The organism is Aquimarina rhabdastrellae (genome assembly GCA_947387485.1).
Lineage (GTDB): Bacteria > Bacteroidota > Bacteroidia > Flavobacteriales > Flavobacteriaceae > Aquimarina.
The window spans coordinates 1-25,164 of sequence record CANDNT010000024.1; the positions used below are offsets into that span (position 1 = coordinate 1).

6 protein-coding genes are annotated in these 25,164 nt (G+C 32.8%); all 6 read right to left on the reverse strand.

Going from position 1 to position 25,164, the window contains the following annotated elements:
* Positions 1-2,204, reverse strand: a 2,204-nt coding sequence (locus ACYEKI_RS19950; protein ID WP_459212977.1) for an SDR family NAD(P)-dependent oxidoreductase, incomplete at its 3' end; no start/stop codon positions are given.
* 153 nt (positions 2,205-2,357) lie between these two features.
* Positions 2,358-20,777 carry an SDR family NAD(P)-dependent oxidoreductase gene (locus tag ACYEKI_RS19955; protein WP_459212978.1) on the reverse strand — a complete coding sequence of 6,140 codons (18,420 nt, stop codon included), beginning with the start codon at positions 20,775-20,777 and terminating at the stop codon, positions 2,358-2,360.
* Positions 20,778-21,000: 223 nt separating this feature from the next.
* Positions 21,001-21,831, reverse strand: a complete 831-nt coding sequence (locus ACYEKI_RS19960; RefSeq protein WP_459212979.1) for an SRPBCC family protein — start codon at positions 21,829-21,831, stop codon at positions 21,001-21,003.
* Between the two features lie 62 nt (positions 21,832-21,893).
* Positions 21,894-23,159, reverse strand: coding sequence for a GMC family oxidoreductase N-terminal domain-containing protein (locus ACYEKI_RS19965; RefSeq protein WP_459212980.1), 1,266 nt, complete (start codon positions 23,157-23,159; stop codon positions 21,894-21,896).
* Positions 23,160-23,433: 274 nt separating this feature from the next.
* On the reverse strand, positions 23,434-24,321 hold the full coding sequence (locus tag ACYEKI_RS19970) for an outer membrane lipoprotein-sorting protein (RefSeq protein WP_459212981.1): 888 nt from the start codon (positions 24,319-24,321) through the stop codon (positions 23,434-23,436).
* A 79-nt stretch (positions 24,322-24,400) separates the two neighbouring features.
* Positions 24,401-25,141 carry a DUF4386 domain-containing protein gene (locus ACYEKI_RS19975; RefSeq protein WP_459212982.1) on the reverse strand — a complete coding sequence of 247 codons (741 nt, stop codon included), beginning with the start codon at positions 25,139-25,141 and terminating at the stop codon, positions 24,401-24,403.
* Between the last annotated feature and the right edge of the window lie 23 nt (positions 25,142-25,164).

A 25,164-nucleotide genomic window follows, 5' to 3' on the forward strand; every position in this document is an offset into this window, starting at 1 on the left:
TTATGAGGAATCTGTAAACTGGAACGGGTATACCCCGCATCCTCTATTGCCATCCAAACGTGTTGTAAAAACAATCGCTCCTGCGGATCAATATTGGAAGCTTCTCTCGGTGATATGTTAAAAAATCTTGGATCAAACTCATCTACTCCTGCTATAAATCCTCCCCATTTACTATAATGACGGCCTGCTTCTGTGCGATCATCACTATAGTAATCACGCCAATCCCATCGATCTTTTGGTACTTCTGTAATACAATCCTTTCCTTCACGAAGGTTATTCCAGTACGCATCAATATTTTCTGACTTAGGGTAACGACCACTTAACCCCACTATCGCAATCGGATCTGATGCTATTGATTTACTAGTTTCTTTTGGAATTACAATTCTACGTTTGCGATTTAATCGTATTTTACGATCACTTCTTATCTCTTGTTTAGATGCTTCTTTTACTACTTTTTCCTCAATTTTCTTTTCCGGTATAATAAGCTTTGATAATTGGGAAGTGTGAAACTTTAAAAAGTATTCTGCTAACTCCTGAATATTTTGATACTCAAAAAATAGCGTTTTAGGTAAAGAACCAAAGGTCTTTTCCAATTGATCAGTCAAACTCATGGCTAAAATGGAGTCTATACCATATTTCTCCAATGGTGCATCAGGATCTATTCTATGGGAAGCTAGTTTTAATGAAACTGCAAATTGATCGCACAAGTATTTTTCTGTTTTTTCTTGAAGACTTTCTGTATTTATTGTCTTAACCACCTGTTGCTCAGCACTAGTGAATTCTGATATAGGTTTTGCTGCTTTTTCTTGATTTTCGAGAAATGCTTTCTTTATTTGGGTTAAATTACCTCCTACCACCAAAGCTTGTCCATAACCTAACTCCAAAATTTTATAAAATGCATCTATTCCTGAATTTGCAGGCATAGGATACATTCCAAATTTTCTACGTAATGACTCCTGATTCTCTTCATCTATTTGCATTCCTCCTTCTTCCCATAATGGCCAGCTAATGGATACAGTATGTCCCTTGCGGTATCCTTTTGTAACCTGTTGATTACGATATATGGCAAACTCATCCATAAAACCATTTGCAGCTGCATAGTCCGATTGTCCAACATTTCCTAATTGGGAAGCTACCGAAGAGAATAATACCATAAAATCCAAATCTATATCCTTACTGGATTGATCCAAATTATACGTACCAATTACTTTGGGTGTCAATACACTCGAAAATTCCTCTACTGTCTTTTTTATAATAAAATTATCAGAGGTCATCCCTGCACAATGTAGAATACCTTGTAATCCTCCTTTTTCTTTAACTATACCGGAGATAACCTTAGTAACTTCTTTTACATTGTCAAGTTCTAATTGTTGGTATTCTACTTTGTTTTCACGAACAGGAAGTTTTTCCAAAAGTGCCTTCTTTTCCCGAGTCAATGCGGATCGACCTGTCAATATGATTTGGGAACGAGTAGTTTGCTTAAGAATTTCTTTGGTAAACAAAAGCCCAAGACCTCCCAAACCACCCGTGATCAGATAAACACCTTGATCTTTGAAAACTATTTTAGGATATACTTGTGTAGCCTCTATTTCTTCTCTTTTTAGAACATAACGGATACCTTGATCATACTTTATTATTTCGTCATTTGGATTCGATTGGTTATCCTTCAATTGTACTACAAGATCATTAGCAGCAACTTTTGGATCAACTAATATAACCTGAGGAACCAGTAACGGGTTTTCTAAAGCTGCTGTTTTTAACAACCCGGAAAGCCCTGCTAAAATTATACTTTCCTCTTCATTAGGTACTACCAACTGGATCAGTACTTTTCCTTCTGGTTTATCGGTAAGTATATTCTGAATCTGTTCAAAACAGGACAAAGCATATGCCTGAAATCTATCTGAAATGTGTTGCTTTTGATCTACCAGTAGCTTCCAAACTTTACTTGTTGAGCGTGATCTATTTATATGTTTTTCTGTTAATTGTGATATCTCACACAAAAGCAAATGATATTGTTCATACTCTATTTTATCACCAGAAGAAACATTCAATACTTTTGGCACCCAATCGGATTTTGCCAACAGTATACCTTCGGTTTCTCTCAGATCCTGCTGTTTTACAGTTTTGATTTTTTCTAATGCTTCTTTTTGTGTCAGCTTCCCACTGGAAACATCCTTATATATGTTTAATAATTCAAAGTTCACTCGTCTAAATTTTATTAATTAATTAGAAATAAGAACATTACAAAACAGAAATCATTACTACTGTTTCGCTCTCGCATTACATGTTATTAATTGTTCTTTTTGAGGTGAAGTAACTCTAAAAAATTCCTCTGCACTTGTGTATTATCTCCAAGATCAATTTAGCTTTGTAGCTTCTTCTATTGAGATTTCATTATTCAAAACTTTCTCAATTACATCGTTATAAAAATTATCATCAAAGTATTGACTTTGTATAGTATCCTGAGAAGTACTCTCTATTTTTTCTTCCAAAATTCTGGATGAGAATCCAAGCATTTGTACACATACATTCCCTTCTTGATCGCACAGATCCAAATCTAATTTAATAACTCTATCTCCCAGTTTACAATCCTGAGCATAACGTACCCAAACATACATCTCGGAAGTACACTTAGAAATTATACGTACGGATTCCAAAGCAAAAGGCAGTAATGGTCTGACCGGTAAGTTGTTTATATCAATCATTAAACCAATACATGCCTGAAGCGCACTATCCATTATACCCGGATGTAATATAAATTGATTAGAGCCATCTTTTGTTTCTATTGGTAATGTAAGTTTTGCCAAAAGTTGCTCATCTCCCATATAAATAATAGATACCCCCTGATGGGAAAGACCGTAATCCATTCCTATTTGTTTAAAGCTAGAATAAATCGTATGATACTCAATACTATCACCTTGCATTTGTGTTTTGAGTTGATTTATATCTCGCTTAATTGAAGTTTCATTATATATTAAAACTGCTTGTCCCTGGCAATATATCTCCTCTTGTTGATTTTGTATTTTAGTATCAATACTATAAATTTCAAAATCGATTTTTTCTTCTGCATTATTTCTTTCTTCACTAGTAAACAAGCTAATAGAAGTTTGTTTATTCGTATTAACATACATTGGTTTTAGCCAGACTACATTTTGTAGTTCTACAATACATTTTTCCTCATAAATTGCTAAGGCATTATAAAATGCTGCTCTTGCCATTTCCAGATACGCTACTGCGGGTAATACTTTATATCCATTAACCTTATGATCTTTTAAGAAGAACTCCTGACCATTAAAAGTGGTAATATAGCATTGCTGGTTTAAATCAGAAGTATTTTGATGTAATAAAGGGTGTATCCTTGAAACCATTCCTTCTTCTGAGACCTTTGCACTTTCTTTATTTTCTAAAGTATTTAACCAATACCTTTCTTTAGCAAAAGGGTATGAAGGCAAAGGGATTCGATTGACTTTTTCTCCTTTATATAATCTATACCAATCCAGTTTCAGACCTTTAACCCATAGCTCTATTAAGCCTGACAACTTATTTTCAATAATCCATTTATCGATAATTTGTTGTAGATCTGCATCAACGCCAAACAGGTTTTGAATATCATTATCTTGTTTAACTCTTCCGATCCAGGTATTCGTAATGGTACGTTCTCCATTGATAAAGGCCTCCAGCTTTTTAACTAATTCTTCTATAGAATCTACAATGAATCCTAAACGTTCTTCCATTGCTTCCCTACCTACCTGTAGAGTATATGCTAATTCAGCTAGATTTATAATTTCGGTTGTCTGGTTCTTTTCTTTTTGATAACTAATAAACTTTAACAAGTCGGTAGTTCTTTGCAATAATTGCTCATGGGTTCTGGCAGAAATTGGAATAATAACAGGATTATTCTTTCTGATTATTTTTTGCTCTTCAGGATACATATATTCCTTTACTACGATATGTGCATTGGTTCCACTATGCCCAAAAGAATTTATAGCTGCCATCCGAGGTGTTCCTTCCAATGGCCTCCAATCAAGAACTTCTGTATTGATATAAAAAGGTGAATCTGTAAATTCAATCAGGGGATTTATAGTATTAAAATTCAACAACTTAGGAATCTTATTCTTTTGTAAGGACAACAAAACCTTTATTAAACCAATAACACCTGCCGCCGCCGCCGCGTGACCAACATAAGATTTGGCACTACCAACAGCACAAAATTCTTTTTTCTCCGTAAAGTTCCTAAAGGCTCTTACCAAAGCATTTGTTTCTATAGGATCTCCCAGCTTAGTTCCGGTACCATGTGCTTCTACATAATTGATTTTTTCCGGATCGATATTAAATTTGTTATAAACATCTACGATAAGTTTTTCCTGCGCAGCTCCATTAGGTGCTGTTATACCATTACTTGCTCCATCCTGATTAATTCCTGACCCTGAAATAATTCCATAAATTTTATCTCCAGATTTCACTGCATCTTCCAGACGTTTCAATACAACAATACCAACTCCTTCAGACATAATAGTACCATCGGCAGTCTGATCAAAGGTAAAACATCGACCTTTTGGTGATAGCATCTCTATTTTATCAAGTCGGATTAATACGTTCTGATCCAAACAAGCATTTACTCCTCCTGCCAATGCCAAATCCGTTTCCCTATTTCTTAAGCTTTCGCATGCCAAATGCAAGGCTACTGCAGAAGATGAACAACCAGTATTAACAACAAAAGAAGGACCATTCAGATTTAAAATATAGGATAATCGAGAAGCTATAATAGCATCAGAATATCCTGTAAAAGTATCTCCCGTATATCCAGTGGGTTCAGCACCTATATATATTCCTGTTTGAGTTTCTGAAAAATCCCGAGGATTGTACCCTGCATTTTCAATTGCTTTCCAGCTTTCTTGCAGAACCAATCGTTGATGAGGATTCATAGATTCTGCTTCTTTAGGAGAAATATTGAAAAACAACGGATCAAAACAATCTCTTTCTCCTAAGATTCCTCCCCATTTACATCGAGTTTTACCTGGCTGTTTTGTGGTACTAAAATAATTACTTTGATCCAGATAAAAATCCGGAAGCTCACTCACACCATCAATTCCATTCTCCAAATTGTGCCAAAATTCCTCAATGTTATCTGCTTTAGGAAACATTCCGGAGATTCCTACCACTGCAATCTCAGATAAGTTTGATGTTGTTTGTCCCAAAGATAATTCTGAAAAAGAGTTTTTATTAATTTGGAATCTATTTCCTGTCAAATTAAAAGGTATAATATTTTCCTTATTATTATGAATTTTTGATAGTTCTTCCGAATCTTCTATGGCTAAAACATCTTGTTGTTCTGCCACAGGTAATTTTATTTTTTGCTTATATGTATTGACAATATGTTTCTCTAAGCGGTTTACCGAAGAGTGCTCAAAGATGATTGCTGTATTTAAGGTAATAGCAAGAGTTTTATTAATTTGATTGATAAAACTTACTCCAAGTATTGAATCTATTCCATAGTCTGAAAAAGCTATATTGTGATCGATACTTGTTAGAGAAATTTTCAAAGTTTTTGACAGACTATCCAAAATTACCCCTCGAGTATATTCTGAAATATTTTGTGAAGGTTTTGAATTTAAACTAGAGCTTTTTAAAGATCTTGATATCTTCTTTTCAGGTTTTTCCGATTTGTTTTTTCTCGAAACAGGTATATGAGAAAGTTCTTTCTGTTTTTGTATTTTGAGTGTTTTACGTCTTACTACACCATTACTTTGAGCCAAAACTATCTGTTGCCCCAGATGATGTGCTTCCTCGACTGGAAAAATAACCTTTTGGAAACCTTCTTCTTCCAAAATTTTCTGCCATCCTTCAGGTGTTACTCCAGGGCTTCCTTCCATCCTTACCTCAGCATCTTTGAAAAGCCACCATCCATCCAATAATCCGAAAGTAAGATGATTAAAAAGTGCCGGAGTACTTAATTCATTCATAAATAAATATCCATCAGAATTCAGTATAGCTTTTGCATTACATAAGGTTTGTCGGATGTCACTTGTTGCATGCAACACATTAGTTGCTATTACAAGGTCATATGAACCTGCTTCAATTCCTTGATCTTCTATTGATTGTTCTATATCTAATCGCTGACAACGTATGTAAGGATTGTCTGGTATATATTTTTCTTCTGCATGAAAAAAGAAAACCTTTGAAAGATCTGTATAGCAATATTCATCTATAGAAGTTTTGAAGGGCTTTAATTTTGAAAAAACTACCGATGATGTTCCTCCCGTTCCAGCTCCAATCTCCAGTATTTTTATTTTTGCTTCTGGATCAAATTCTAATTTTTGTTGTACATACGTAGCAACTGCATTAGCTATTATTTCATTAAAGGTATCTGATTTTAAGTTGTTTTTATATACTCCTTCAACTTTTTCCATAGAAGCATTTGGAAATATTATATCTGTCGCTAAAACTTTACCAGTTAAAATCTCTGGTAATCCTTCCAGACAATTATCAACAAGTGTTATCCATGCTCTCTGATCAGGGTTTTGTAAGTACTTTTCTTTTTCTTCTTCCCACTTATTCGATACTTCCTCTACATTCGTCTTTTTCAGATCACTGATAGTTCCATTTTTAAACTTAACATATCCGTTTTGATTAAACCTCTTAAAGCAGTTATCCCACCAAAAAGCATACTTATCTATAATTCCACATTTTTTCCTTACATCAGAAATTTTAAAGTTTTTTTCCTGATTATTTGATTCTATCAACTGTTCTATTTGACAATATAACATTTGAAGTAACCTATCTTCGAGTTCGCTTTTTTCTTCAGTCGCTTTTAATTGATTTATTTTTTCTTGTGGAATTTCAATGTCATGTGTAGACAGTTTTATTGAAGGTACTTCTGATTTTTCTTCATAAGAAATGAACTCTTTTTGATTGCAATTCATTAATTCCTTAATAGGTTCTGATGCTTTCATGCATAAAACCTGGTGAATTCTTCCATTACACAGTTCCGTGATAAATTGTTCGAAACATGTGAAACCTTCATCGTCTTCAAGAGTTTTAAAATTATCTGTCAAAATTTCCTCATTACCTTCTTTCATTGTATCCAATGAGGATTTCCAGAATCCCCAGTTTATAATTCCTATCGGAAATTTTGACTCTTTTCTTACTGATTGCACCAGACTATCGGCATATGTTATTCCACTAGCATAAGCAGACAGTTTGGATGCTCCTGAAAAAGAATAGGCTTGTCCTGATGAAAAATAACACATAAAATCCAGTGCCTCTTTTTTCAAGACTGTATAGAAAACCCAACTCCCCTGAGCTTTCAGATCAAAAATGGAACTAAATTCTTTTTCTGTAGTTTGATCCAAGGAATTTTCAAAATTGAAAACCATTCCTGAAAAAATAGCTCCATTAATAGTAGTGTATTTTTGTTTTATGGAGGACACGACTTCCTTCATAGCTTCTAGGTTTGTTACATCTGCTTGCAAGTATTCTAAATTACCTTTGTATTCATCGAAGGATTGCATAGCAGTTTTCACCTTTTCGGAAGTTATTTCGCTTCTTCCTATCCATACTACAGAAGCTTCATATTTTTCTATCAATTGATGAGTAAGAATCTTTCCTACAGTACCACTCCCTCCAATAATCAGATAGACACCATTTTGACGAATTGCAGTTATATCCTGTTTATTCCAGTTTAACTTATATAGTTTCTGTTGGTATCTTTTTCCAGATCTGATCTTAAATACTTCTCCTCTATCCGAAGGAGGTTCTTGTAGAATCATTTGCAATAATTGAGCCTGATCTTTTGCTGTCTCTAAATCTTTTGTTGATACATCTAAGTTTCTAATACGGAATTGATAACTCCCTTGTGCAAGAGAATAGGCTAAACCTGTAATTCCTGCCCCAGTAAATTGATTTACCTCTGTATGATGGATCTTATGTGTATCTAATGTTAACACATAGGTTTCAATTTTTTCGTTAATGCTATTTTCCTGTTTAAGGAATTTGATAAGGCGTAAAAACTGGATCTCTTGTGCTTCGTAATTTTGCCTTAATTCTGTTTGATTAATTGGTTCAGAAAATTTCTTTTCAAGAGAAAGGAAATACAAAGTATCAATCACCCCCATATTTTGTAAACAGATTTGAAAACCTTTAGGATCATGTATTCCACATTGCCATTCTTTATCTGACACCTGTACTGTTTTATCTGAAATCCTAATAACAAAAACTTCGCTTCCCTTCTTCTGGCTATAATATTTTTGTATTTCTTCTTCAAATCCTGAGGTCTTCCCACTATATACAACCAATATATTTTTATGAGTTGTTTCAATTTTTGATGGTTCAATAGGTTGTTCTTCCCATTGCGGTTCATAACTAAGACCATCCCAATTCAGGCCATCTGCTATCATACATGTCTTGTTATAAAGAGATAAAAACTCAGCAGTTTTTATCAACTCTAAACCTCTCATAATAACAATAGCATTACCGTTTGCATCACATAGATCAATATCTAGTTTTATAAAATTGTTTTGGGACTCTTCTTTTGAGGCTATTCTAATCCAGGCAAATATTTCCTCTGTATAAGGAGCTATCACCATCAGAGTTTCCAGGGTTAGAGGCATGAATGCTTTTGTTCCTGAAGATAGCATTGTACTCGCTTGTAAAACACCTTCAATTATCCTCGGGTGTAAGACATATTTTTTATGTTCTGTAAATGGTAATACAAGTTTTGTCAATATTTGTCCATCCTCAAAGTAAATTTCATCAAGAACTTGAAAAGATTTCTCATAATTTACTTCATCCTTTTTTAAAGCATTATATATACTGGAAATTTCTATCTCTTCTGTTTTGATTTGTTTTTTAAGTTCAGAAATATTCAATTTTGGGATTTCAGGTTTTGTTATTACTGTTGCATTTCCAACACAATAAGTTTCCTGAGTTTCTTTCTCTTGATTTTTTATTTCATATAGAATTCTGTTATCATTGGTTACCGATAATGAAATCCCTATATTTTTATCTTTATCAATCAGACACGGCACTCCCCATTCTATATTATTTAATTCTATAACCATAGAGTTTTCTATAGAAGGTACAGCCTCTTCGACCGCTGTTCTTGCCATTTCCAGGTATACTCCTGCTGTAATTATTGTATTCTCTTGATATCGATACCCTGCAATAATCGGTTGTTCTACACTAAAAGTTGAACTATAACTTTGTTCAATAAAATTCGAGGTATTATGATGTATTAATGGATGGATACTATTACCAGCTATTTTCGAATACTTTTGAGAAATATCCGTCCAATAACGATCTTGTGCAAAAGGGTAAGCTGGTAAAGCAATACGCTTGGGTAGGTTTTCTCCATAGAATTTTTTCCAATCGATACTCAAACCTTTCACCCATAACTCCATCAGTTTGTACAATTTTCTTCTGACTATCCATTTTTCAATTGCCTCTTTCATATCATCATCTCCATTGATGATATTCATATCTTCTTGATCATGTTTTACTTTACTGAAAAAGACTCCTTCTATTATTTGCGAATCTTCTAAGTATGCTTCAAGTTTTTCGATTAATTGATGTTTAGTATTTACCAAAATCCCAAGTCTTACATCAAACTCTTCTTTACAAACCTGGAGACTATATGCTAAATCTGGTAATTCAAAAGTGTCTGTAGATATTAAGATCATATCTAGCAAATCCCGAGTTTTTTGATGCAACTGCTCTTCTGTTCTTGCAGAGAGTAGAATCATTACTTTTTCGTCATTTATCTCTGTAGGAGAAGTGTATTTACTCTCTTCAGAAACCAAAAATTCTTCTATTACCACATGCGCATTGGTACCACTTCTTCCAAATGAACTGACAGCTCCCATATAAGGATTACTTCGATCTCTGTTCCATTCTCTTGTCTCTTTGTTGATAAAGAACGGGCTATCTTTCCAGTTTATATAATCGTTTTCTTCTGTACAGTTGAGACTTGCAGGTATTTGACGATGTTGCATTGCTTTCAATAAGTTAACTACACTCACCAATCCCGATGCTGCCAATGTATGCCCTATGTTACTTTTGCAACTAGTTAAGGCACAACACTCTGGTTTTGTAATGGTTTTTTGGTTTGCTTTTAGTTTTTTGAAAGCTTTGGTCAATGCGTTTATTTCAACTGGATCACCTAACTTAGTTCCAGTACCGTGAGTAACAATGTATGAGAGATCATTTATGTTGATTTGATGATCTGTATAGATTTTTTCAATTAATGCCGCTTGTCTATCTCCATTTGGAGCCGTAACCCCATTTGTCTTTCCATCAAAGTTAACTCCACTAGCTTTGATAGTACCATAAATCGTATCATTTTCTGTAATAGCAGCGGATAGTGGTTTCAGCATTAGAACTACCACAGATTCTCCTACTCCAATACCTTTGGCATTTTTTGAAAACGTATGACAACGTCCATCTTCCGAGAGCATACCCGCTTCACTCATCATTACATAACTTTCTGGAGAAAGTAATAATGAAACTCCGGCAACAATAGCTGCTTTACATTCTCCTAAACGTAAACTGGAAACTGCCTGATGGAGTGCTACTAATCCTGAAGAGCAAGCTGTATTTGTAGCTATGGTAGGCCCTTGAAGATCCAAAAAGTAAGAAAGTCTTGAGCTAATCATTGCATTACCGGTAGTAGTTATTCCCTGCTTCCCGGTAATTTGATCGTATTGTCCCTCTTCCATTCCTACAAAAACTCCTATTTTTTCTCCTTTAATATTTTTTGGGGATATTCTAGCATCTTCAATAGCTTTGTAGGTTTCTATCAGTAACAAACGTTCTGCCGGATCCATATACTCAGCTTCACGAGGTGAAATTCCAAAAAACAAAGGATCAAACTCATCAACTCCTGGAATAAAACCTCCTTTATTAGTTGTTATCTTATTATTTTTATTTCCCTTAGCTATGTAATAATCACTCCAATCCCATCTGTTTGCAGGTATTTCTGTAATCGCATCTTTACCTTCTACAAGTATTGACCATAGTTGATCTACCGTTTGTGCTTGTGGAAAACGTCCTGACATTCCCACTACGGCAATAGGTTCGCTATCAGATATAACTGAGTGTTTAGGATAAAAATTCGAAGAAAATGACTCATCAATTGTCTGTTTAATACTTTTTAACCTTGTTGCGTCAATTGTTTTATTAATTTCCTTTTCATCCTTGGTAGTAGATTCAGTACTATAGAAGTTGTTAATCTCAGTAGAATACTCCTCCAAAATATAGTTTGTTAATTTTTGAATCGTAGTTGCACTAAAGAACACTGCTGGTGTTATTTCTACTCCAAAATAAGTAGTTAATCCGGAAGCAAGTCTACCTAAGCTAATGGAATCGAAACCATAGTCGGTAAGATTTTTATCTACTTTTAATTGACCTAGGTTAATTTTAGTGAGATTTGCTATTTGTTGTTTTAGATCATTGGTTACATACTCTTTTATAGAAGTTCTATGATCGTAAAATTTCTTTTTATTTTCTCTAAAGTCGTTTGTGTTATCCAATACATTTTCTCTACTGTGTAGTTGCTCTGTATCATACAAACGCTTTAAAACTTGTTCTATCCTTGATGGTTTACCTAACATAACCAAGGTTTGCAGTCTATCTGTTTTTAAAAGTTCCTGCCATAAAGCTATTCCCTGAGATGTTTTTAAAGATTCCTGTCCACTACTTTTTAAATAAAAAGACGCCTGTTCTACATCACTGGTTCCCATTCCTCCTTCTTCCCATAATGGCCAATTGATCACCATGGTCTTACTTCTTATTCCTTCTTTTTGCTCTCTATAAAAACTATACGCCATTTGGAAACGACTTGCAATAGAATAATCACAAGATCCAAAATCTCCTAAGAAAGCTGATACAGAAGAAAAATAACAGATAAAATCCAAAGAAGATTGATCTAATATCTCATCGAGTATAATAGTTCCTAAGGTTTTAGGATAAAGTATAGTTTTAATATCTTCTATTGATCTCTGATTAAACGGTTGGGAAGAAGCTACTCCTGCCGCATGAATAATCCCTGAAATCTTAAAAGGTAATTGTGATCGCAATGTTAACATTGCTTCTTCATTACTTACGTCAACCGAACGATAATATACCTGTCCTGCTCCCGCATTTTTTATTATTTTCATTTGCTCTTCAATTACTGAAGATATTGGAGATCTACCAATCAACAGTAAATTTGCTTGGTAATTTTCTGCCAAAAAATGAGCGAATTGTAAACCTAGTTTTCCACATCCTCCAGTAATTAAATAATTTCCTTTTTGTTTAAGAACTGATTCGTTGGTTATTTTGCCAGGTTCGAAAGATCGTAAAGACAACCTATGTCTTTGATTATTTTTATACCATACTATCCCATCACTCTGTAATGCTTCAGTCATTAATTCAAATGGATCAATTGGTGAATTGATATAAAACAGTGATAATTCAGTATTTGGTAAAAGGAATTTTAAGGATCTTTCAAATCCAATCCAAGAATAATCCCAACAGGTACTTATTTCCTGTGTATCATAATGTCCAACAAGTGTTATTTTATCAACCGGTAAAGCAGATGATTTGATTATTTTAAACAGATCAAATAATCTATAAACACCTTCTTCTCCCATGTCTTTTGCCCATAAATAAAGAATGTGTATTGACTTGTGCTCCTGATGGTTTATAACAGTAAGTATTTTTTCTATATCTGTTGTATTCTCTGGGCTACATTTATATAATTGAGGTGAAACGCTTTCATAGCTATTAGACTGTTCTACAACTATAACTTCGAATTCGTTTCCTGGTATTTCTTTTACCTGCATTTTGCTGAACTCCTTGTCAGCAAAAATTATAGTTGAGCGATTTTCTTTCTTTAATGGAGCAATTGTATGTTTTTCTTTTTCCCAATATTCATCAAAAAAGAGTGTTTGAGTTATCTCTTTTTCCGTTATTGATTCTATGCTGTTTTTGCTCTCATTCTCCTCAATCCAATATCGTTCTTTGGTAAAAGGGTAGAGTGGTAATTCAATACGCCTGGGTTTAATTTCTTCATATAATTTATTCCAATCCAAGCTATATCCCTGAACCCATAAATTAACCAAATTGGATAACTTTTTCTGTTGTATCCATTTATCTATTGTTTCTTGTAAATCTGTATCTTTTGAAAATAATGAAATTGTATTTTCATTATTTTTTGTTCTTCCTACAAATACATCCAGAACCTGTTTTTTGTCATCAATAAACTCTTTCAGTTTTTCTATCAATTGATCCTTAGTATTTGATATCACTCCCAAACGGTATTCCATTTCCATCCTTCCAACCTGCATCGTATAGGCTATACGATCCAGCTCACAAGATTGATTTTGTTTATTGAGATATTGAAGCATGTCAACAGCTTTTTGTGTTAACTGTTCTTCTGTTTTTGCAGATAACGGAAAAATATAGTTTGTATGACTATTTTTTGAATTTAGTGTATTTGTTTCTCCAGAATTATATTCAGATATAACCATATGAGCATTAGTACCACTAAATCCAAATGAACTAATTGCCGCTTGTCGTTGTTGCTTTTGTTCTATGGACCAATCTTTGAGTTGAGTATTAACATAAAAGGGACTGTTTTCTATATTGATGTGCTCATTCAGGTTTTCAAAATTAATGGTTGGAGGTAACTTTTTATATTTTAATGACATTAAGAGTTTTATTACACCTGCAACTCCTGCAGCCATTAAACAATGACCTATATTACTTTTGACAGAACCAATTGCACAATATTCTCTTTCTAAGGTATAATTCTTAAAAGATTCTACTAAAGCTTCTACTTCAATTGGATCTCCCAGCTTAGTCCCTGTTCCGTGTGCCTCAACTAATTGAATAGAAGATGGGTCTATTTTGTATTTATCGTATACTTCTTGTTGTAATTTAGCCTGAGCTTGAGTATTCGGTGCTGTAATTCCATTAGTTTTACCATCCTGATTAATACCCCAACCTTTGATCACTCCTAGTATATTATCTCCATCTCTTTCTGCATCTTCAAGTCGTTTTAGCATAACAACTCCTACTCCTTCACCTGGAACAAAACCATTAGCTTTTTGATCGAATGTATGGCATTTACCATCTACTGATAACATCCCCATTTGCGAAGTCTTGATATGCATATCTGCTCCTGCCCCAACGTATACTCCTCCTGCCAACATAAGATCACTCTGACCAAGAATTAATGAATCACAAGCATTTGCAATTGCTACCAATGAGGAAGAACACGCTGTATCAATAGTCAAACAAGGCCCTTGTAAGTTTAGAAAATATGATATTCGTGCTGCTAATATTGAATTATCTCCTCCAGTAAAACCGTAAGCACTTGTTCTCATTTTATCGGATAATAAATGATAATCTCCTTGCCCGCAACCTACAAATACACCACATTTGCTTTTTCCTAATGTTTGAGCATTATAACCTGCATTTTCTATAGTATGCCAGCAAGTTTGTAAAAACAGTCTTTGTTGCGGATCCATACACTCCGCTTCAGACGGTGATATATTAAAAAATAAAGGGTCAAAAAGATCATATTCTTCCAGTGCCCCCATCCATTTACTATAGGTTTTTCCAGGAATAGCTTCTCCATCTTGATAATATTTTTCAATATTCCATCGTCGTTGGGAAATTTCACTTATACAATTCTTTCCTTCTGCTATATTACTCCAAAAAGTTTCCACATCATTTGCCATAGGAAACTGACCTGCCATACCTATAATGGCTATGGATTGTAGTTGATCGTAGGATTTTGTTCCTTGTTTTGTTATAGATACTTCTCGTTTTGATGTAATTTCTCTTTGGTTTGATGATAAAACATCTATATCATGAGGTTTTATTAATGTATCAGTAACAGCTATTGCTTCCTTCTGAACAGGCAACAACACCCCTAACTTCTTCATTTCCTCTTTGACAAAACGACTAAATTCTATAAGGTTTGGATAGCTATAAATTTTGGTTGCGTTAATAGAAATTTTAAATTTCTCATTGATCTTTCTAATCCAGGTTACTCCAATGATTGAATCTAAACCAAGATCTACAAACTGACTATCTTCTTCAATCTCGTCTTCTTCCATATGTAGTTCCTGAGCCAACAAGATTTTGAGTTTGGTTTTAATCATTGGTAATACATCAACAGATTGCTGTTGTTTTTCAGCAATCGTTAAAACAGGTTTTTCTTCAAGGGATATATATTCCTGAACATCATCTGATGTATTATTGAAATTGCCCTCAATACGCTCCAAGGTGTCTGATCGTCCAACAAAAGTCTCTTCGTGCATAGACAACTCCCTTGCGTACGTATCTTCCAAGCGTTCCTTGACATAACATGTCATTTGATTCTTGAACGCAATTAAACTATTTCTCGAATTACGTGTTAGCTCTTTTGCCAATGTAAATGCAAACTCAATTATCTCTTTACGTGATACTACAGGTAAGGGTATTCCTTTTTCTTTTAATATCTGACCAGAGTATTCTATACCTGTAAGCAAGGTATCTCGAGTAAGGTCATAGCCTATACGACTAGGAAAAATCAATGTCGAACCTGCTCCAGGAGTAAATCCATATATCATATATGGGCTCACATAATGACTTTCTTTGCTTAAAATTGGGAAATCACTAAACATTCCCATAGACCATCCTGCTCCAATCCCATGACCTTGCATCGCAGCAATTACAGGAATATCGCAATTCATGGCTAAGTGATATATTTCAGTGTCAGTAAATTTAATTTTACCTTCCTGAATATCTAGTAACATTTCTTTTGTTCCTCCCGAAATAAAATAACTATCATATCCTGTAATTATAACAACCTTATAGATTGAAGAATCTGCTATATGATCAAAAGCCTCTATCATTCCTTCCATAAAAGCATCTGAAAACATATTCCTAGCCTCTCGATCTTCCATCTTGATCATGACAATACCTCCGGGATGTAAAGTCGCTTTTATTACTTCTGATTTTAACTCTATTCTTACTGGTTCATTTGGGAATGTCACGGCTTTTTCATCATTTGCCGACCACAATGGTAATTTGTCTAATAAAGCTCTTAGTTTTATTTCTTGATTTTTTTTCCAGCTCCGTATAACTTTCTTAGGAAGTGATGACCAATATCCTGCCTGATCCAAGGCATCTGTCATTGGATCTGGTGAAATCAATACTGAATTAACATACTCTTGTAAATCCAAGCCACTATACTCCCTAGCTGTAAGTAATATTTCCTGCGTCATATAAAACCCAAAATTCCTAACAAAAAACGGAAGGCATAATCTACCTATCTCTGAAACATCCATAAGACCTGAAGCACAATATATACCTTCGCTATGATAGATACAAACGTCACTACATTGACCAATAAGCCATCCTATATCTTTAGCATTTCTTTCCAAAACTGAAATGATAGGTACTGAAGCATTGATTAATAATCTCTGAAGCGCTCTAATTTCTTCTACTCTACTTGATAAATCAGATACTTTTAAGAACTCTTCATCTGTACTATTAAGAATAATAACTTTATAAGTCGATGTGTTTTTTACCTGCTTTAAAACTTCTTCTATTTCAGAAATTAAAGACTTTAATTTATATTTTTTTGTTCTGATATCTATACTAACAGTTAATACTCCTTCTATAGAACTCTCCAATCTTATGTATTTTGATTGAACAAACAACTCTTTATCGGCACCTATTAATTCATCTTCTATAATAAAAGCTTTCGTCTGTTTTAATCCTTCCACTCGCTTTGCTATATCTCGACCAAGATGTTGTTTTAATAATCGAAGTGAAGTCTGTGGTTTTTCACTTAAAGATCGTATAAGATTTTCTGTATAGGAATTTACTTTATCAAAAGTAACTATCGGAGTACTCCACCCTCTCTCTTTCAAAGCATTACCTCTCGATACTCCAAAACGGTATAAAAAATCTCGGGATAATACAACTCCAAAACGTTCTTCAAATAGAGATTCTTCTTCTGTAGTAGGAAATAAACCTCCTTTTACATCTGTATAGCCATATCTAGATTCCTCACTTAAAACCATAAAATCACATAAAGCCCCTAATAAAAAACCTGAGCCTATTGCTTCTCCCTCCATTTCTGCAATTACTGGATAAGGAAAAGATGTTATCGATTGATATAGTCCTTGGATCAAACACTCATTATAAGAATTACGATCTCCTTGAAGAAAGGTTTTATTTGTTCCTCTTATTATTAAAATTTTTAATCCTGAAAAATCTTTTAGATAGTTAAGGCTCTGTATTAAAGTCTCAATCAAATCTCTTGAAAGAAAATTATTATGTTCTGTAGCTATCTCAAGACTGTAAACACCTTGTCCTCTATCTAATAATCTTATATCGGAGTCTTTCTTTGATTTATTAAGAGATCTTGCTCCTGTTGTAGCCAAACTAAACTGGACTTTAGGTTCTAACCTATTTTGTATTACATTTTCTTGTATTTTATTTAAACTTTGTAATGAAATATTGGCAGGTTTTGGCAATAATACTTTATCAAAATCTTTATTTGTTGAAATAACATTATTATCTCTTGTATTAAAAAATTGTATAGGAATCGGAATTTCTAAAGTATTATCTTTTTCTTGAAGTTTTAAAGGAGTTATTTTAGAATACTTTATTTCAAAATCTTGTTGCTTTTTATAAGTAGCCCAATATCCTTTTTTGTGATCAAAAGGATATGTTGGAACCTCTAGAGTTTTGATTCTTAAAGGATATAACTTTATCCAATCTATATTTTTACCCAAACACCATTGCTCTGCTATATACTTTAAATCAAAACTATCAATACTAACTTTATTATTTTCTAGTTCATCGAGTTTTGATTTTTTAATATGTCCTAAATAAATATTAGATTGAGAAGTTCCTTCCAAAAAGTTTTTCAAGCATCTTTTGATATCTTCCAGGGTATGATATGGAAAAGCCAATCTATGTCCCATTTCCTCTTTGGTAGTATGTAAAGTATATGCTAATTGATATGGAGCTATAGCTGGGTTCTGTATCACATAATCTAATATGTTTTTTGCATAAACCTTCAGTATTTCTTCACGTCTTGCCGATAATAAGAATAAATGTGGACCATCAATTACTTTGGTATTCTCTTTCTCAATATTTTCATACGACTCAACAACTACATGTGCATTTGCTCCACCAATACCAAAACTACTTACTCCTGCAATTACAGTTGTTTCATTTTCATTAGGTAACCATTCCATCCCTTTTTCTAGGATATGAAAAGGCTTTTTCTCTATTTCAATTTTGTTATTTATGTTTTTAAAATTCTGGGTTGCTGGCAAATAATTATGTCTCATTGCCATAACTACCTTGAGTAGTCCAGCAATTCCAGATGCTGCTTCTAAATGACCTATATTGGTTTTTATAGATCCTATTCCACACCAAGGTATATCTTCTTTATCTTTTTGATCTTGTAATGATTGAAAAGCTTTAGTCAACCCTAAAATTTCTATAGGATCTCCCAAACTAGTTCCTGTACCATGTGCTTCTATATATGATACGTTTTTTATATCTATTTTTGCTTTTCTGTAAGCTTCTTCAATGAGTTGTTTTTGTTTATTTGGATTAGGAACTGTTACTCCTCCAGAATAACCTCCGTGATTAACCGCTGTACTTTTAATTAATCCTAGTACATTATCATTATCGAATATTGCTTTTGATAACGGTTTTAAAAGAAGTAATACTGCTCCTTCACCTCGTACATATCCATTAGCTCTTTCATCAAAAGTATAGCATCTACCATCTACACTAAGCATATTGGATTCTTTGTATGCGATAGACTTTGTTGGTTCACACATAAGATGAATTCCACCAACTATAGCTTGTTCACATTGGTTTTGCTGAATCGCTACTACTGCATTATTAATAGCCACCAAAGATGAAGAACAAGCTGTATCAATAGTTATACTTGGACCATCAAGGTCATAAAAATATGAAATTCTGTTTGAGAGCATTGCCATCGCCGTTCCTGTAGCCGAAAACTCCTTGATTTCAGAATTTTTATGTAATAAAGTTTCATAGTCACTACCGCTAGCACCTATAAAAACACCTGTTTTACTCTTTTTTAGTAATGAAGGTTTATATCCTGAGTTTTCTATTAATTCCCAAGTTAATTCAAGAAGAATTCTTTGCTGAGGATCTATTAATTTTGCTTCACGAGGAGATATTTCGAAAAAAGATGCATCAAATTTATCGATACCTTTTATATATCCTCCATAATTGATTCCTTTATGAATACCATTTATATCAATATTTTCTGGCCAATCCCACCTTTCTTTAGGAGTCTTTGTGATATGTGTATTTCCATTCACCAAATTTTCCCAAAATTCTTCTTTATTATTGGCTCCAGGAACTTTTAATGAAACTCCTATAATAGCTATGTCCTCAGAATTGGAAAAACTTTCTTCTTTTTTTATAATTTTGTTATTTTCTTTTTGATTATGTGAATCATTATCCGAAAGTATATATGACGTAATATCTTCTACCGAAAATAACCCATAAAACATACTTGGGTTCGTTTTTAAATCATATTCCAGATTGAGATACTCCGAAAGTTCTGTATAAACAATTGATTCTACTCCATGTTTTCTAAGATCAGTATGTAACGTTATCTCATTATTTTCTAAAATCTTGGAAAAAAAGTTAATTATACCTTGGCCTAATTGTTCTTTACTAACATTACTTGCAATTATAATATTTTGAGTTGGTATCAGAGAGTTTTCTTGAGGTATAGATACTGTCTTTTCATAAGTAATATTTTTATTAGTAGATTTTATTTCTCCTGACCTTTTTATATCTCTTTCACTTCCTATTATTAATGGTTTTAATACTTTTTTGATTGTAAATATTTTTGCCATCAACATTCCGTCTTTTTCTCGTACTAAGGAAGAACTTAGTTTAACTGTATTCTTATCCAAGAAAGAAAAATGGTCCAGATTATATATTAATTGTTCATCTGCATTTGCATTTGCAAAATAATGTATATCTCTGGCAATGGTAAAACTATCTTTTGCCCAATTATAATTATCTATTTCTCCAATGTATTTTTCATGAATAAAATTCAATTCACATTTATCACTTATTTTAGGGTATGAAGCAAAATATAAAAGTCCAACACCATTAATATCTTCATAAGAATCTATCTGATATCTTTTTTGAAATAAAGGTTTGTCATCCAAAATAATATCAAATGATTCTTTATTTAATGTTATTTTGGATCCTTCTTTATTCTCCTCATTTTTATCAGATTGAAAAAAACAGGATTTTACTTTAAAAAAATCTTTTGCAACTTTAGGAAGTTTATCGTGAACGATGATGTTTTTATGATTTACATTTAGAGGTGCTCCTTTTTCCAATTTTTGGTTATTTCCAGAATTTCTAGAGGAAAAAACAGTCATCAACTCTGTTCTCATTTTTTTATCATCTCCTAACACTTGTCCTTTACTAAAAAACATCTTATTACCATACCTAGATAATTCACTTTCAATCTTTAATTCCTCATTTTCAGTAAATTTACCTAAACAACTATCGGATTCCCATTTTATTCGAACAAAGCTAGCGTATAGTCTATTTCCATTGCTATCAAACAATTGCCCCGATTCTGCACCTAACCCTTTTGATATCATTGTCCAATGTACGTCTCCCAATTCTTTCATTAGCCAGTTTTCGGACAGACCATCCCATAGCATATGTGGTAAGTTTAAGCTATACGTTCGGTTTTCAGATACTTTATTCATTATATTAAAATCATTAAATTTTGGAAAATAAGCTTTCTGGCCTGACCGGAAATAACTTCTGTTAATTGAGTATAACAAAGCGTCTATGGTAGGCTTCAATAATTATTATATTATCTAGGAAACATATTAAGGTATCAATAACCTTAATACCAAACTATCCAGAAAAGGATTATTAGAATTCTTAATGTTAGTCTTATTTAATTTACAGGTTATGTTACTTCTTCTACGCCATTATTTCTGCATGTTCCTCTACTTCAAGAACGTAATCAACCTGGGCATCACGATACTTTTCTTTATTTAATATTTTCGGCATTTTTGCAAACGCATAAGGTAGCATACTTGGGATCAACCAATTGGCTAAAGCATAAGGAAAATAACCTCCTGGATCAACAGCATCGTAAATAAACTCATATTCAACCTCTCCATTTTCCAAAGGTGTATATCTCCATTTGTTATGCATTTTAGTGACTCTATGATAACGTTTGTCAATTGGAAGTTTATCAGGTACACCAACAAAATTAAATTTCATTTCTTTACTTATTGGATCTTGTGAAAACTCGGACCTTACAACAAATTCTCGATGTTTAAAAGGAGGAAATAGCTTTTGCTTGAAAGTATAATAAACCAATTTTGGATCTATACCATCCTTTACTGGATCTGACCCCTCAAGATAATGTGAATCAAACATTCCTACATCTGCAGCAGCATCAGGGTTACGCATAAGTGTTAAAATACTTGCCAATCTAGCACTTAATCTTCCTATAATTTTAATTTTTAACCAAGTCTCTCCAGGTACTTTTAAGGTATACACTTTCATTTGTTTTTTATCTGATTTTAATTTCCATTGACCAGATCCAGATTTTTTCCAAAGAGAATGTATCGAAAGTAAAATAAATATCAGTAAGAATACTTCAGTCAAAACCAAAGTTATAATCCTTGATTGCCCATCTATAAATTTATTCCATATAAAAGGAGCTGCAACTCCAAATGCGATGCCTAAAAGCGTTAATACCAATAAAAAACCATTGGTCTTATTTTTATTAGAATTTTCCATTTTATTTATTTTTTTATGGTATATCTCAAAACTGTTAGTTTTGAGCTTATTTAGTTGTTTTTTTAAGAAGCTATCAAATGCCTAGAAAGATATTTTGCTAGACATACTAAAGTAAGAGTTGGTGTTACCCTATCATTATCAGGTAAAACTGAACCATCGCATACATATAAGTTATTATATTCAGTTTGAAGATTTTCATCTATATGCCTATTGATTTTAATCGTTCCTAAGGCTCCTCCTGATATAAGGCTTGTTTTAAAGATTTTTCTAGCTCCAGTATTCTTTAAAATTTCATTAGCAGTTTCAAGTCCTTTATTCAGTTTCCTATGATCCTCTTCAGTAAGATTTTTAATATACTTTCCATTTTCTGTAAGTTGTCCTCCTACAGGTTCATTAACTTTTACTGTTATACCTATATGTTTTGAGTAAGATGGTATTCGTAAAGGTTTAGCAGAAACCATCATCCCAACATTAAAGAGAAAACGATGGAAATTAGCATCTAACAGTTCTATTTCATCATTTATTTTACTTCCCATGCAACCACAAAAATTTTCTCCTGAGGAAAGTCCTGGAACAGAACCTATCAAACCAATACTAGGATTAATATAAAAACCATGATCTACTACATTTTTGACTCCACTATTCTTCAAAATAATTGGAGTTGCCAAAGAACCTGCTGAAAGAATTATTTTTTCTCCATAGGCTTTATATATTTTCTTTTTTTTACCTAAGGTATATTCTACACCAATAGCCTTGTTACCTTTATAAATAACCTTTTCAACCATTGCTTGATTAGTCAGCTTAGCTCCATTTTTTAGAGCTTCTTCGATATATGATCTAGCTTTCCATTTTACTTCGTAATAATTTTTCTGGTTAAACCTAGATTGATCTATCATCATTAGTTTCTTTTTCCAATCATATCCCAATTGTCTTGCACTTTCTCCAAGCCTTTTTGCCTGCTTTCCTATAAGTCCATCTTTTATCTCAGCAATTGGAATCTCTTTTTGTACCTGTGCAAAATCTTTGGTAAGATTTATCCCCAGATTTTGAAAAGTTTCTAATGGTGGTGGATCAGCTACAGCAAGATACATTGCAGTAGTTCCTCCAGTGGTAAAGGCACGCAAGTCCTTTAGTTTATCCGTTACCTTAATTTCATTAGAAATTTTGGCATACCCCATCAATGATTCTTTGAGAGGTGCGTTTCCTCCTCGTTCAAGAATTAGTACCTTTTTATTTTGAGCACTCAACTCTCTTGCTAGTGTGGCTCCACAAGTCCCAGAACCAACGACAATAGCATCAAACTGCTCCTCATTGTTTGAATATTTCACACGTTTAAATTTTAGTAATTAATAATGAGAGAATTACAAACAAAGAATCAGAGTTTATCCTTTGTTCTTTTCTTAGTTCCGATAATGGAAGTTTATAATAAAAAGCTTAAAATCATAGCGTTATAATCATCTATATAGCGTCTATCCTATACAAAATTTATTTTATGGAACTTGTTTATTACTCTTTCTTCTTGTTGTTTTATAGTATTTGATTATAAAATTGAGTGAACTAGTAGTAATTTTTTGTATACTCTTTTTTATAGCCAAAGTACGCTTACTTTAAATTATTTCTTAATCTTGTTAGGTTGCGCTCCCTAAAAGTATAATCTTCTAAAGTTCTAGGTGTTAAAAATTCATCAGAAACTTCCTGATTAAATGCTACTGATACCATTTTCATAATACTTATTGTTTTAGTATCAAGGTTATTCATAGTTAACTTTCTTGCCACCCAAACATCATCAATTTTTTCAACTTTAGACATTGTTAATTGTTTATAGTGGTCTCCTCTGACATATAAATTTTTCTTTAAACTAATGTATCTCTCTTTATCTATCCAGGATACTGTTTTACTGTATTTTGATTTTTTTGCTCTTTCAGCTGTTGGAATATATTCAATTACCCATGTATCACGCCCTTTATAATTTTCTTCTCCTAAAATCTTGAACGTATATTCATCAATTTTCAGATCTTCCATATCTTCCAGAGAAAATTCAGATCCAAAAAAACTACCACCATTATCATTACTATCTTTATTTGAAGCCAGTCGTTTAACTTTACTCAGCTCGGGTAAATAAATCCAACTGTCATTATCTTTTCCTAACTCTCCATATTCATAAGTTAACATTCCAACTCCTTGCTCTTTTTTGGGATCGATTATAATAGAAACCGAACGACTATCTTGGTCATTATCTCCATAATTTTTAGCAATACTTTCTAATAACTTATTTCTAGCTTCTTCTTTACATACAATTCTTTTATTTGATACTGTATACTTACAAGAGGACAGTTTTATTCTTTGTATAGAAGTACTAAAAGATTCTTTGGCTACCTTTTTCACCTTTACCATAATATCTTTTGCAGATTGAGATAATGATATTTCTGTTGAAAATGAGGATACAAAGACGGTTATAATAACCAATAAAACAATTTGATTTTTTTTCATTATTTATTCGTTTAAGTTGAAACAAATTTATTTTGGATGGAAATTTTGGTTAGTATTAATCAATCTTATACAATTAATCTCAAATAGTTAAATCTAATCTATCAGAGTAAGGCATTGTTATTTTTTTATTCCCTTTGAACAAAAGCCATAAGAAAAAGGAAATTTCTCCAATAAATGATATCAAAAGTAACATCGAGATGATAACAGATAATATCTCATTGTGAATTAAATGGATATTACTAAAACTTTCCATTAAATGACCTACACATCCTATCATTATTAACACTCCGAAAATTTGAGGAACAACTTTTGACTTAAATATTAAGTATCCTAACAGAATCAAGTGGATTCCAAAAAAAATACTCCATATATATTCTCCATGTTTATGTATATCTATAAAGAGCATAATCAATTCACCTAAATAATCTGTACCTAATTTATCCTGATATTGCTCTTTAGTCAACAAGATTAAAATCAAAATGTAGTTTAAAAGGTTAACCGCCATAATGCATGACATCATTATTCTGTATATAGCCATCATCATAGAGAGTACCTGATTTACTTGTCTAAAAAGTTTATATAGAAGTACCGCAAGCCCTGTTTCACATAAAAAAACAATTGTATCGCAAAACAAGCCTACACGGAATAATACATTAAATTCTCTAAGGTTATCAATTATTATTATCGCATTTTGGCTGGTAAAAACTTTAGATGGAACATATAGGATACTGAAAATCCCACAAATAACAATTATAATATATAAAATACCAGCTGTTTTACTTGTTCTTCTGTTTATCAATTGACCAAAATGATTTTCCATTCATACTTACTTAATATGGAATT